Origin of the sequence: Thalassospira sp. MIT1004 (genome assembly GCF_001858545.1) — a bacterium.
Classification (GTDB): Bacteria; Pseudomonadota; Alphaproteobacteria; order Rhodospirillales; family Thalassospiraceae; genus Thalassospira; species Thalassospira xiamenensis.
The window spans coordinates 99,321-112,527 of record NZ_MCAO01000022.1; the positions used below are offsets into that span (position 1 = coordinate 99,321).

At 53.8% G+C, this 13,207-nt stretch carries 9 protein-coding genes and 2 tRNA genes; 9 read left to right on the forward strand and 2 right to left on the reverse strand.

Annotated features, from left to right (window positions below):
- Positions 1–32 precede the first annotated feature (32 nt).
- A complete protein-coding gene (locus BC440_RS09035; protein ID WP_071239923.1) occupies positions 33–1,283 on the reverse strand; it encodes a D-amino acid dehydrogenase in 1,251 nt (416 codons plus the stop codon).
- A gap of 159 nt (positions 1,284–1,442) precedes the next feature.
- Between BC440_RS09035 and BC440_RS09040 the strand changes: the two genes are divergently transcribed.
- The 9 genes from BC440_RS09040 to BC440_RS09080 all read left to right on the forward strand — a co-directional run bounded on the left by BC440_RS09040 (position 1,443) and on the right by BC440_RS09080 (position 11,186).
- Positions 1,443–2,900, forward strand: a complete 1,458-nt coding sequence (locus BC440_RS09040) for a bifunctional ADP-dependent NAD(P)H-hydrate dehydratase/NAD(P)H-hydrate epimerase (RefSeq protein WP_071239924.1) — start codon at positions 1,443–1,445, stop codon at positions 2,898–2,900.
- A 259-nt stretch (positions 2,901–3,159) separates the two neighbouring features.
- Positions 3,160–3,244, forward strand: a tRNA-Leu gene (locus BC440_RS09045).
- A 114-nt stretch (positions 3,245–3,358) separates the two neighbouring features.
- Positions 3,359–4,816 carry a trigger factor gene (gene tig / locus BC440_RS09050; protein ID WP_007089399.1) on the forward strand — a complete coding sequence of 486 codons (1,458 nt, stop codon included), beginning with the start codon at positions 3,359–3,361 and terminating at the stop codon, positions 4,814–4,816.
- Positions 4,817–4,862: 46 nt separating this feature from the next.
- Positions 4,863–5,492, forward strand: coding sequence for an ATP-dependent Clp endopeptidase proteolytic subunit ClpP (gene clpP / locus BC440_RS09055; protein WP_007089400.1), 630 nt, complete (start codon positions 4,863–4,865; stop codon positions 5,490–5,492).
- A 303-nt stretch (positions 5,493–5,795) separates the two neighbouring features.
- Positions 5,796–7,061 (forward strand): ATP-dependent Clp protease ATP-binding subunit ClpX, encoded by a 1,266-nt coding sequence (gene clpX / locus BC440_RS09060; RefSeq protein ID WP_007089401.1) that lies wholly within the window; start codon positions 5,796–5,798, stop codon positions 7,059–7,061.
- 130 nt (positions 7,062–7,191) lie between these two features.
- Complete coding sequence (gene lon, locus BC440_RS09065; RefSeq protein ID WP_007089402.1) at positions 7,192–9,603, forward strand: endopeptidase La; 2,412 nt, start codon at positions 7,192–7,194, stop codon at positions 9,601–9,603.
- Positions 9,604–9,866: 263 nt separating this feature from the next.
- The gene (locus tag BC440_RS09070; protein ID WP_007089403.1) at positions 9,867–10,139 is read left to right on the forward strand and encodes an HU family DNA-binding protein; all 273 of its coding nucleotides are present in this window, start codon (positions 9,867–9,869) and stop codon (positions 10,137–10,139) included.
- Between the two features lie 110 nt (positions 10,140–10,249).
- A tRNA-Val gene (locus BC440_RS09075) sits at positions 10,250–10,326 on the forward strand.
- Between the two features lie 191 nt (positions 10,327–10,517).
- A complete protein-coding gene (locus BC440_RS09080; RefSeq protein ID WP_071239925.1) occupies positions 10,518–11,186 on the forward strand; it encodes a hypothetical protein in 669 nt (222 codons plus the stop codon).
- Between the two features lie 739 nt (positions 11,187–11,925).
- Here the strand turns inward: BC440_RS09080 and fliG are convergent.
- Positions 11,926–12,945 carry a flagellar motor switch protein FliG gene (gene fliG, locus BC440_RS09085; protein WP_063091910.1) on the reverse strand — a complete coding sequence of 340 codons (1,020 nt, stop codon included), beginning with the start codon at positions 12,943–12,945 and terminating at the stop codon, positions 11,926–11,928.
- Between the last annotated feature and the right edge of the window lie 262 nt (positions 12,946–13,207).

The window sequence follows — 13,207 nt, forward strand, 5'->3', positions numbered from 1 at the left end:
CCTGGTCCCATCGTTATCCAGCAATCAATCGTTTAAAAACGGTCGATACCCAGTCCAAGAAGCGAGATATCGGGTTTGCGTCCGTCAATGAGATCGGCAACAGCCTTTCCAGAACCACAACTCATCGTCCACCCCAAAGTCCCGTGCCCCGTATTAAGATACAGATTATCATATTTTGTATCACTAATAACAGGGGCAGAATCAGGTGTTACAGGACGAAGTCCCGACCAGAACTCGATTGTTGAACGATCACCGGAATTTGGAAACAATTCGAATGCCTTGTCGGCAATCATTTTTTGGCGTCGTTCCGACATTCTAAGATTATAGCCGTCCAGTTCCGCCGTTCCCGCGGCGCGGAGCCGGTTTCCAAGCCGCGAATAGACCATCTTCACGCTGTCATCAATCAGGGCCACCCGGGGGGCGCCGTTATGGCCGGTGGTATCAATGCTGATCGAATATCCCTTGCACGGGTAAACCGGCAAATGAATGCCAAGCGGCTTTAACAGAAGCGGGCTGTAACTGCCCAGACACATCAGATAACGATCACCGGAAATATCGCCCTGATCGGTGCTGACGGCGGCAATGCGGCCCTGATCCTGTTTAAGTCCGGTGATGGTGGTGCCGAGCCTGAAGATGGCACCGCGTGCACTGCAGCGGTCTGCCAGAAGTTCGGTAAATTTTCGCGCATCCCCGCTTTCATCGTCGGGGGTAAAGCTGCCGCCGATGATTTTGGCATTGCTGTCGCGCAAGGCTGGTTCGATTTCAAGGCATTCGGTGGCGCTGACCATGCGACGGTTCAGGCCAAATTCCTGCATCTGGCGCGTTGCCTTTTCGACCGTTGCCAGTTCGTCTTCGTTTCGACAGACGTGAAGAATACCCTGTTCGAGATGGTCATATTCAAGCCCAAGGCTGCTGCGCAGGTCTTTTAGGCAGGCGCGGCTGTATGTCGCAACGCGCAGTGCCTTTTCAAGGTTCACGCGTGCCCGTTTATCGGTGCAGTTGCGCAGGAACCGGAGACCCCATGAAAACAGTTGCGGATCCCAGCGCATCCGGAACAACAGCGGCGCTTCTTCGCGGCCAAGCCATTTCAGTATCTGTGCGGGGGTATGTTCATTTGCCCACGGTGTGGCATGGCAGGCGGAAATCTGGCCACCATTGGCAAAGCTGGTTTCCTGACCTGCGGCGTGCTGTCGGTCAATGACCGTAACCTGATGGCCGTTCTCCAAAAGATACCAGGCCGCCGTCGTCCCAATGACGCCAGCGCCCATCACGACAACATGCATACCGGAAAAGCCTCGTTACGGATAGTTAAGTACGCGTTAGTCTCTGACTCGCGATTGCGTTTGCAATATACTGATCGGGAAAACAAATAGCTACCGGTGTCTGTTCGTTTTCCGGATGATCCGGCAAGCACGCCAATGTACCGAATGTGACAGGTGAAAATGTTCGAAGTCCTCACCACTGAACAGATATACGAAGCCGACCGCAGAACCATTGAAGCTGGCACATCTGGCGATGTCTTGATGGAAAATGCCGGTGCGTCTGTTGTTGCCGAAATCGTGTCGCGGTGGACGGCGCGTGCCGCAACGGTGTTATGCGGGCCGGGGAACAATGGCGGCGATGGCTTTGTTATTGCCCGCCTTTTACGCAATGCGGGGTGGTCGGTACGGTTGGGGCTGCTTGGCGATGTTGAGAAGCTGACCGGGGATGCCGCCCTGAATGCGGGACGCTGGGAAGGGGCGGTCGAGCGGCTTTCACCTGCATTGCTGGTCGGGGCCGATCTGGTGGTTGATTGTCTGTTTGGCGCGGGGCTTGCGCGGCCAATTGAGGGTGATCTTGCCAGTCTGGTGCAGGCTGTAAACGATTCCAGCGTGCCGGTTGTTGCGGTTGATGTGCCAAGCGGGGTTGATGGCAATTCCGGCGAAGTTCGCGGTATTTCGGTCAAGGCGAACGTCACCGTGACATTCTGCCGTCCGAAGCCGGGGCACTATCTTTTGCCCGGTCGCATTTTGTGCGGTCAGGTGATTGTGCGTGACATCGGTATCGCCGATCAGACGATCCGCGATATCCGTCCGATGCTTGTATGTAATGAGCCCGGTGTGTGGCGGGCGGGCATCAACTGGCCCGGTGTGGATGGGCATAAATATCATCGGGGGCATTTGCTGGTGATTGGCGGGGCGACCATGACCGGGGCAGGCCGGCTGGTGGCAAGGGCGGCGCGCCGTGCCGGGGCAGGGTTGCTTACAGTTGTGGCAGAACCCGCAAGCCTTTCGGTTTATGCCGCGGATAGCCCCGGCATCATGACGGCACCGATTGCGACCCTTGATGACCTGTTAAAGGATTGTCGTCACAACGCGTTGGTGATCGGGCCGGGATTCGGCGTTGGGGATGAAACATGCAGCCGGATCATTACGTTGCTGCATTATTGTCGGTGCACGGTTCTGGATGCCGATGCGCTGACCAGTTTCGCCGAACAGCCAAGCACGCTGTTTTTTGCCATTCAGGGGCCAACGGTGTTAACGCCGCATGAAGGCGAATTTGCCCGTCTGTTTCCTGATATCGAAGGCGACAAGCTAAGCCGGGCACGGGCCGCAGCCAAGCGAAGCGGTGCGACCGTCCTGATCAAGGGGGCGGATACGGTTGTTGCCGCCCCAGATGGCCGGGCGGCAATCAACACGATCGATGCGCCGTGGCTGGCAACAGCCGGATCGGGGGATGTCCTGGCCGGGATTATTGCCGGGTTGATGGCACAGGGGATGGAAATGTTTGATGCTGCCTGCATGGGGGCGTGGCTTCATGCGCGTGCCGGGGTGGATATTGGTCCCGGTCTGATTGCCGAGGATATTCCGCATCATCTGCCGGTTCTGCTGGGGCAGCTTTGGCGTGCCGTACCCAAGTGATGTCTGGATGAGGCGCTAGTTCTATCGCAAATCGGCTGCGTTCGGCCCCCTGAAGCCGGTGTTTGATGGGCGAAGATGCTTTTTCGGGTAGTTTTTTGAACCTTCCAACAATCTTGTGAAACGCAGAAAACCGGCCCGTTTCAAATTAATTTTCCACCGGAATGCATCTGTCTAAAAGGCGATGCTTGCATGACATGATCGAAGTTTGTATTAAGGCGCACCCACACCGGTACTTCCGGTGTGTTTGGTATGCTTGTGTGCGGGCGTGGCGGAACTGGTAGACGCGCTGGATTTAGGTTCCAGTGGAGCAATCCGTGGGGGTTCGAGTCCCTTCGCCCGTACCATAAGCTGACCATAAATTAAGACCAGGATGCATATTCGTTTAGTCATATTGACTTTCTGAGGTCCGGACTGCGTCGCGTAACGGACATTATTCGAACCAAGCAAAAGAGTTATCTATGCAGGTTACTGAAACCAAAAACGAAGGCCTGGCGCGCGAGTTCAAAGTCGTTGTGCCCGCCGCTCAGATCGAAGAAAAAGTCGTCGCCAAACTCGACGAGATCAAAGACCAGGTTCGCCTGCCGGGCTTCCGTCCGGGCAAGATTCCGGCGAAACTGCTGCGCCAGCGCTATGGCCAGGCTGTCATGGGCGAAGTTCTCGAAGCCGCTGTAAACGAAAACACCGGCAAGGTTCTTAACGACAATGACCTGCGTCCAGCCGTTCAGCCGAAAATCGAAGTGACCTCGTTTGACGAAGGCAAGGACCTTGAGTTCGCCATTGCTGTCGAAGTCATTCCGGCCATCGAACCGATGGACTTCAAAAAGCTGAAGCTGACCCGCGAAGTCGTTGAACTTGACGATGTGAAGGTCAACGAAACGCTTGACCGTATTGCAGCAGCGCAGGGCACCACCGAGCCGCTCGCACGCAAGCGCAAGTCGAAAGCCGGTGACGTTGTCGTCATCGATTTCCTTGGCAAAATCGGCGGCGAAGCTTTTGAAGGCGGTAAAGCCGAAGATTACGAACTTGAACTTGGTTCGGGTTCGTTCATCGAAGGTTTCGAAGACCAGCTGACCGGCGTTAATGCCGGTGACGAAGTTGTCGTCAAAGTGAAATTCCCGGAAGCCTATGGTGCGGCTGAACTTGCAGGCAAAGATGCCGAGTTCGACGTAACTGTCAAGGAAATCAAGGAAAAGAAACCGGCTGCTCTTGACGATGAACTCGCCAAGAAACTCGGTCAGGAAAGCTTTGACGCCCTCAAAGACGCAATCCGCAAGGATTTCGGTCGCGAGTACGAATCGGTTGCCCGTCAGAAACTGAAACGCCAGCTGCTTGATGCATTGGCCGAAAACCACAGCTTCGAACTGCCGACCAGTCTGGTTGAGAACGAGCTGGAAGGCATCATTGCCCAGATCAAACAGGCACGTGATGCGGGGCAGGAAGATGACGAGACCAAAGGCAAGTCCGAAGAAGAACTGACCGACGAGTTCCGCGAAATCGCAGAACGCCGTGTTCTTCTTGGTCTGCTTCTGGCAGAAGTCGGCCGTAAAAACGAAATCCAGGTTACCCAGGAAGACGTGAACAAGGTCCTTGTTGCCGAGGCCCAGAAATATCCGGGTCAGGAACAGCAGGTTATTGAATTCTACAAAAATAACCCGCAGGCCTTGCAGGCGCTTCAGGGCCCTGTATATGAAGACAAGGTCGTGGATTACATCGTCGAACTCGCCAAGGTAGAAGACAAGACCGTTTCGGTCGAAGACCTTCTGAAACCGGAAGAGGAAGACGAAGCTCCGAAGAAGAAATCGGCTGCCAAGAAGGCATCGGCTAAAAAAGACGCAGACAAAGAGGCTCCGGCCAAGAAATCTGCTGACAAGAAGCCAGCTGCCAAGAAAAAAGCCGATAAATCGGAAGAGAAGTAATCCGTCCGACATACCGGTTTAGGATGCAGCAAGGAGATTGCAGTCGATGATTGAAGCACAGATGAACTCGCTCGTGCCGATGGTGGTTGAACAGACCAGTCGTGGTGAACGGGCCTATGACATCTTTTCCCGTCTTCTCAAGGAGCGGATCGTCTTCATCAACGGCCAGGTTCATGACGGCATGTCGTCACTGATCTGCGCGCAGTTGCTGCATCTCGAATCGGAAAACCCGGACAAGGATATCTCGCTTTATATCAACTCCCCGGGCGGGGTTGTGACGTCGGGTCTGGCGATCTATGACACCATGCAATACATCCGTTGCGATGTTTCCACGGTGTGCATGGGGCAGGCGGCTTCCATGGGGTCGCTGTTGCTGATGGCCGGTGCAAAGGGCAAGCGTTACTGCCTGCCGAATGCGCGCGTCATGATTCACCAGCCGTCCGGCGGGTTCCAGGGGCAGGCATCGGATATCGAAATCCATGCCCGCGAAATTCTGGCATTGCGTCAGCGTCTTAACGAGATTTATGTCGAACATACCGGCCGTGATCTCAAGACGATTGAAGACGCGATGGAGCGTGATAACTTCCTTACCCCGGATCAGGCCAAGGAATTCGGCCTGATTGACGAGGTGGTAACGTCGCGTCCGAAGCCGGAGTCTGATGCGAAAAAAGATTGATCGTTGCATAACGATCCGATGAAAACGCCCCGGTGTTTTGCCGGGGCGTTTTTTTTATGGCTTGCGCACATTCATCCTCTGGTCATAGACAGGACGTATAAGTAGGTTCTGTGACATTGTTTGGAACATGCGAAATTCCATAACGTTCAGGTGATAATGAACAGGGGTTTCGCATCCTTGGGTGCGCTCCCATATCAAACATGTGGCCATATGGCCGATAAGCGTAGATTAAACGTTGAGATCGGTATCGTTTACCGGCTAACATGGCGATAAAAGATAACGTCAAACGTAATTGGGGTTTGTATGAGCAAATCGAATAGCGGGGACTCCAAGAACACTCTGTATTGTTCTTTCTGTGGAAAGAGCCAGCACGAGGTTCGCAAGCTCATCGCCGGTCCAACCGTATTCATCTGTGATGAATGCGTAGAGCTTTGCATGGACATCATCCGCGAAGAGCACAAAACCCATCTCGTCAAATCGGCTGACGGGGTGCCTTCTCCGCAAGAGATTTGCAAGGTTCTTGACGATTATGTGATCGGTCAGGGCCATGCGAAGAAAGTTCTCTCTGTCGCGGTTCACAACCACTACAAACGCCTGCATCATGCCAGCAAGAACGAAGACATCGAACTTGCCAAGTCGAACATCATGCTGGTCGGTCCGACCGGTTGTGGTAAGACGCTTCTGGCGCAGACGCTTGCGCGCATCCTTGATGTGCCGTTTACTATGGCAGATGCCACGACCCTTACCGAAGCAGGTTATGTCGGTGAGGACGTCGAGAATATCATCCTCAAGCTGCTTCAGGCGGCTGACTACAATGTCGAGCGTGCACAGCGTGGCATCGTCTATATCGACGAGGTCGACAAGATTTCGCGCAAGTCCGACAACCCGTCGATCACGCGTGACGTGTCGGGTGAGGGTGTTCAGCAGGCCCTTCTGAAGATCATGGAAGGTACGGTTGCATCGGTTCCGCCGCAGGGCGGCCGTAAACACCCGCAGCAGGAATTCCTGCAGGTCGACACCACCAATATCTTGTTCATCGTGGGCGGTGCCTTCGCTGGTCTGGATAAGGTGATTTCGCAGCGTGGCAAGGGCAGTGCTATCGGGTTTGGTGCGGATGTCCGCAGCCCCGAAGACCGTCGTACAGGCGAAGTCCTGCGCGAAGTCGAACCCGAGGATCTGTTGAAATTCGGCCTTATTCCGGAATTCATCGGTCGTCTGCCGGTTCTGGCAACGCTTGAAGACCTCGACGAGGATGCGCTGGTCAAGATTCTGACCGAGCCGAAAAACGCACTTATCAAGCAGTATCAGCGTCTGTTCGATATGGAAGACGTGAAACTGACCTTCCAGCCTGATGCGCTGGTGGGAATCGCCAAAAAGGCGATCGAGCGTAAAACCGGTGCGCGTGGCCTGCGGTCAATCATGGAAGGTATCCTGCTTGATACCATGTTTGATCTGCCGACCCTTGAAAGCGTCGAGGAAATCGTGATCAACCGTGATGTCGTCGAAGGAAAGGCAAAACCTTTGCTGATCCATGCAGAACGACGTGAAGGTGTCGAACACAGTGCCTGATTTCTGATCCCGCACCGGCATCCTATTGCGGTGCGGGAATTTCAGATTATCTTTTGAATGTTCGCGTTACTGGCGGGGCCTATGGCAGGACCCCAGCAACGTTTTGGCTCAGAATAGGGAATAGAACATAATGGTTGAATTGGCGCGTGGCGAAATTTACCCGGTACTGCCGTTGCGCGACATCGTAGTGTTCCCGCACATGATTGTTCCGCTGTTTGTCGGGCGTGAAAAATCAGTGCGCGCACTTGAAGATGTAATGCGCGAAGACAAGCAGATTCTGCTTGTTACCCAGAAAGACGCGGGTCTTGATGATCCGTCGGTCAAGGATCTGTACGAAATCGGTACTGTCGCAACCGTGTTGCAGCTTCTGAAGCTGCCCGACGGGACGGTCAAGGTGCTTGTTGAAGGTGGCAAGCGCGCAGAGATTTCCGGTTTCGTCGACAATCCTGAATTTTTCCAAGCTTATGCCGCTGTTCGTGAGGAAGCGGATGAGGACGATAGCGAGCTTGAAGCGCTTGCGCGTTCCGTCGTGACCCAGTTCGAACAGTATATCAAGCTGAACAAGAAGATACCGCCGGAAGTTCTGGTATCGGTTAATCAGATCGAAGAGCCTGCGAAGCTTGCCGATACGGTGGCGTCGCATCTGTCGCTCAAGATTTCCGAGAAACAGGAACTTCTGGAAACCACCCTCGTCGGGGATCGTCTGGAACGCATTTTCGGTTTCATGGAATCGGAAATCGGCGTCTTGCAGGTCGAGAAAAAAATCCGCAACCGCGTCAAGCGCCAGATGGAAAAAACCCAGCGCGAGTACTATCTGAACGAGCAGCTTAAAGCCATTCAGAAGGAACTGGGCGAGGGCGAAGATGGCAAGGATGAAGCTTCTGAAATCGAAGAGAAGCTGAACAAGGCCAAGATGCCGAAGGAAGCCAAGGAAAAAGCCCAGGCCGAGCTTAAGAAACTGCGCAATATGAGCCCGATGTCCGCCGAGGCCACCGTGGTGCGCAACTATCTTGACTGGATGGTGTCTATTCCGTGGAACAAACGTTCGCGGGTTTCGCTTGATCTGAAAAAGGCCAAGAAGGTGCTCGACAAGGAGCATTACGGTCTTGAAAAGGTCAAGGAACACATCCTTGAATATCTTGCCGTTCAGGCGCGCGTCAAAAAAGTCAAAGGCCCGATTCTGTGCCTTGTCGGTCCTCCGGGCGTTGGTAAAACCTCGCTTGGGAAATCGATTGCGAATGCGACCGGTCGTACGTTCGTGCGCATGTCGCTTGGCGGGGTGCGTGACGAGTCTGAAATTCGCGGTCATCGCCGGACCTATATCGGTTCCATGCCGGGCAAGATCATCCAAGGCATGAAAAAGGCGAAATACTCCAACCCGCTTTTCCTTCTCGACGAGATTGAAAAAATGGGTTCGGATTTCCGCGGCGATCCGGCTTCGGCGTTGCTTGAAGTTCTTGATCCGGAACAAAATTCGACCTTTAACGACCACTATCTTGAGGTCGATTACGATCTTTCGGATGTGATGTTCGTTACGACCGCCAACAGCCTGCGCATGCAGCAGCCGTTGCTCGACCGTATGGAGATCATCCGGATTTCGGGTTACACCGAAGATGAAAAGGTTGAAATCGCCAAGCGCCACCTGATCCCGAAACAGGTCAAGGAAAGCGGTCTGAGAAAAGGCGAGTGGAGCATTTCGGACGACGCATTGCGGGATCTGATCCGGTACTACACCCGAGAGGCCGGTGTGCGTAGCCTTGAGCGCGAGCTGGCAAAGCTTGCCCGTAAGGCGACCAAGCGCATCATGCTTGAGAACCTGAAAACCGTTCGCGTAACGCCGCGCACGCTTGGCAAATATGCCGGGATTCGCAAGTTCCGTTATGGCGAAACCGAAGGCGAAGATCAGGTCGGTGTTGTTACTGGTCTGGCCTATACCGAATTCGGCGGCGATCTGTTGCAGATTGAATCGGTCACCGTACCGGGCAAGGGCAACATGAAAACCACCGGCAAGCTCGGTGAAGTCATGACAGAATCGATTCAGGCGGCAACCTCGTTTGTCCGGTCGCGCGCCACCCAGTTCGGGATCAAGCCGACCCTGTTCCAGAAACGTGACATTCACGTTCACGTTCCGGAAGGGGCGACACCAAAAGACGGTCCGTCGGCTGGTGTTGGCATGGTGACGTCGGTGGTTTCGGTTCTGACGGGCAATCCGGTTCGCCGGGATGTCGCGATGACGGGCGAAATCACGCTTCGCGGTCGTGTGCTTGCGATTGGTGGTTTGAAAGAAAAGCTTCTTGCGGCATTGCGCGGCGGTGTCAAAACCGTCCTGATCCCGCAGGAAAATGAAAAGGACCTGGAAGACATTCCGGACAACGTCAAACGTGGCATGGAAATCATTCCGGTTTCCCATGTTGACGAGGTTCTCAGCCATGCGCTGGTCAATCCGCTGGTTCCCATCGAGTGGGAAGAAGAAGTGGATGACGTCGCTGTCAAAACCAAGGACGGCGAAGAATCGGAAGTCGGTGGTGTTACCACGCACTGATTGACGTCAAAAAGGTCTGAATTCAAGGGGGGATGGCGCTGTCATCCCCCCTTTTCTGTGGATAACTTTGGCCCAGAATCGGCAATGATCCACAGCCGTGTTGCTGTAAAGGCGAAAAAAATCAAAAAAACGTTCGAAACCGCAGAAAACTGCGACTGTCGCATTGACGGGATGTTGGCTACCTGCTTACACTGCCGATGCAACAGGTTTGGGGCAAACCAAATTTCCTCATAACTCCGAACGTCCAATAAGGGGGCCAGGAAGTGAATAAAAACGATCTCGTTGGAAGTGTAGCTGCTAAAGCCGATCTGTCCAAAGCAGACGCTGCTAAAGCCGTTGACGCTGTTTTCGATTCCATTACCGAATCTCTCAAAGGCGGTGACGAAGTTCGTCTCGTCGGTTTCGGTACCTTCGCTGTCGCTGCTCGCGCTGCTTCAAAAGGTCGCAACCCGCGCACCGGTGAAGAAATCGACATTCCGGCATCGAAACAGCCTAAATTCAAGGCTGGCAAGGGTCTTAAGGACGCCGTCAACTAAGTTTGACGATGTTCTGAAAAAAAATGCCGGTGACGAGCGTCACCGGCATTGCTTTTTCAAAAAAGCATGTTATGTTCCGCCCGCTTCCGCAAAACGGAGCATCAAAATACGGGTGATTAGCTCAGCTGGTTAGAGCATCTCGTTTACACCGAGAGGGTCGGGAGTTCGAATCTCTCATCACCCACCATTCTTGCAAAAGTCGGCTTCGTGCCGGCTTTTTGCATTTCTGGGCAATTCGATTTTCTTTTTGCCAATCAGCGTCCTATCGCAGTGCACCCCGAATCCTTTTGAAGAATCGGAACGTGATGCACACGGTTGACGCCATTGCGCCTGACAGGCAAGCTTGATCAAGCCCCCCAAAGTCAGGATGACGCTGCGATGACCATGATTTCCACAATCCCGTTTTCCGCGCTTGTAGCGTCGTTGCGCAGGGTTGCTGCCCATCGGGGCCAATTAATCGCCCGTGGGGCGCTGGTGGCGATTATAGCGCCCCTGATGCTGGTTGGCTGTTATCTGCCCGAAGCCTTCACCATCGATCTTAATGTCGAACAGAATGGTGATTACCGGTTCAGCTATCGCGGGCTTCTGGTTCAGCCGACAATTACCGAGGCCCTTCTGAACGAAGAAATTGACGCCGACGAGGAAGAGGAACGGGTTGCCAAGGTTCTGGCCGACCTGAAACGCGATTCCGGCGTCAAGCAGCTGACCTATCAGGGCAAGGGGATATTTAATATCGTCTATGAACGGCGCAGCAACATCATGCGCGATAAAAGCTTTGTGTTTGTCCGGCGCAATTCGCGAATCCTTGAAATGTTTTTCCGCGCAGATTCGAACACTGTTGAAATACGCGGCGGCTTTGTTCCCGATCAGTATGAAGAACGTCTGACCGCACTGGGCTACCAGATGACCGGCAAGATCGAACTGCGCACCACGGCCGGCATTCGCAGCCATAACGCCGCCGAGTTCATTGAGACAGGCGGGCAGAACAGGCTGCGCTGGGAAATCAGATCGATTACTGATCCGGTGCCGAATGTGATCATCGGATAGGGCTGCGGACTAGAGTATCGGGCAGAGTAGTCGGGCAGGGAGATCGGATCCGAAAGGTCGGAAATTTTCATCGGCGAGGATGCAGCGGCTACATTTTTCGATGGCCCTGTTTTCCTGATAGAAATCGATCATCGCACCTGCACACTACAATGGCTTTGTATCCTGCCTTTGTCATCGTTCTTAATTTTGTTCTTTATTTGTTCTTTTTGTTGTGGTAAAGATATTTTATCAACTTGATAATTGCGTCTGCATCGCGGGCGAGAGGGGGCGGAATTTTCGGATTTCAGGCTCCTGAATAATTTCCCAGACAATTCCGGCATGACGCCGTCACAGGATATTTGCAGTGCAAACGGAACGGACGGCGCATGTGTTGTTTCAAAAGGAAAGAGGGCCATGATCACGAATGTCGATGACGAAGGGCCGTGATGCCGTCAGGGCAATGGCCGAGGCGCGGGGCTGGCGGGGTGTTTGTTGAACCCGCGTTCCGAACCCGGCGGGCATGAAGATTTCATGCAGCGGTATATTGGACTGTCATGTGAGCGGAGGAAGATAAAGTCACGGCGCGATGCCAGCCGTTATTCAAGGCATCCGAAACAGGGGTCGCAAGCCCGAAAATGGCAAAAGTCATTACGGAAGTAGTTTGTCAAATTCGCAAAATGAAAGACAAAAAAAGGGACGACAAGCTGCCGTCCCGTTTCGGGGGGAAATCTGGCTCGCGGTTCAGAGCGGATGCCGGAGGTCAGTAGACCATTTCGTCCTCGCCACCCCCTTCGGTGATGACGATCTGACCCTGTGCGGCGAGTTCCTTGGCGAGCTGGACGATCATCATCTGGGATTCTTCGACATCCGACAGGCGGACGGGGCCCAGTGCATCCATGTCTTCGCGCATCATCTTGCCGGCACGTTCGGACATGTTTTTGAAGAACAGGTCGCGCATCGCATCGGTCGAGCCTTTGAGGGCCAGTGCGAGTTTGTCTTTTTCGACCTGACGCAGCAGCGTCTGAACGCCGTTGTTGTCGAGACGGGCCAGGTCTTCGAAGGTGAACATGAGCGCCTTGATCTTTTCCGCAGAGTCGCGGTTGCGTTCCTCGAGTGCGGTGAGGAAGCGATCCTGGCTTTGGCGATCCAGGCTGTTGAAGATATCAGCCATCAGTTCGTGGTTGTCGCCGCGCGAGCCGCGCGCAAGGTTCGACATAAACTCTGTACGCAGGGTTTTCTCGATATTGTCGAGGACCTCTTTCTGGACGGCCTCCATGCGCAGCATACGCATGATGACCTCCATCGAGAAGTTTTCCGGCAATAGCGACAAAACGGCAGCAGAGTGGGACGATTTCAGTTTCGAGAGCACCACGCCAACGGTCTGCGGATATTCGTTTTTCAGATAGTTGGCGAGAACGGCTTCGTTCACGTTGTTGAGCTTGTCCCACATGGTGCGACCGGCGGGGCCGCGAATCTCTTCCATGATGCCGTTGACACGGTCTTCGGGCAGGACTTTGGACAGCAGGCGTTCGGTCGTATCAAACGACCCGACAAGCGAGCCGGTTGAGGAAAGCTGATCAGCAAATTCGACAAACAGACGTTCAACGATGTTCGAACTGATGGTGCCAAGGCCCGACATGGTCTGGGAAATCTCTTTGATTTCCTCGTCATCCATCATGCTGAACATTTTGGTGGCATGTTCTTCACCAAGTGCCAACATCAGAATCGCGGCTTTTTCCGGCCCGGCCAGCGACCTGTATTCTTCTTTAACGCGCCCCACTGGTGGTCTTCTCCGTCACTGCGTTTATTCGTCTGGTTTGTGCGCTTGCGCGAACATGCCTGTCTTCAGGCTCCTGTCCCTACGGCAAAGAATATATTCTATTTATCAACAATTCTATAAAACCCGTGCACAGGATGCAAAGGTAACCGGCGAAACCATGCATGGAAGTGATTGGAAAAACGATATTTGTCGAAAATCCGGGGGCTGTGACATGTTTCACAGGGTGATGATCTCTGGCGCAATTGACGAGATGGTTGAAAAC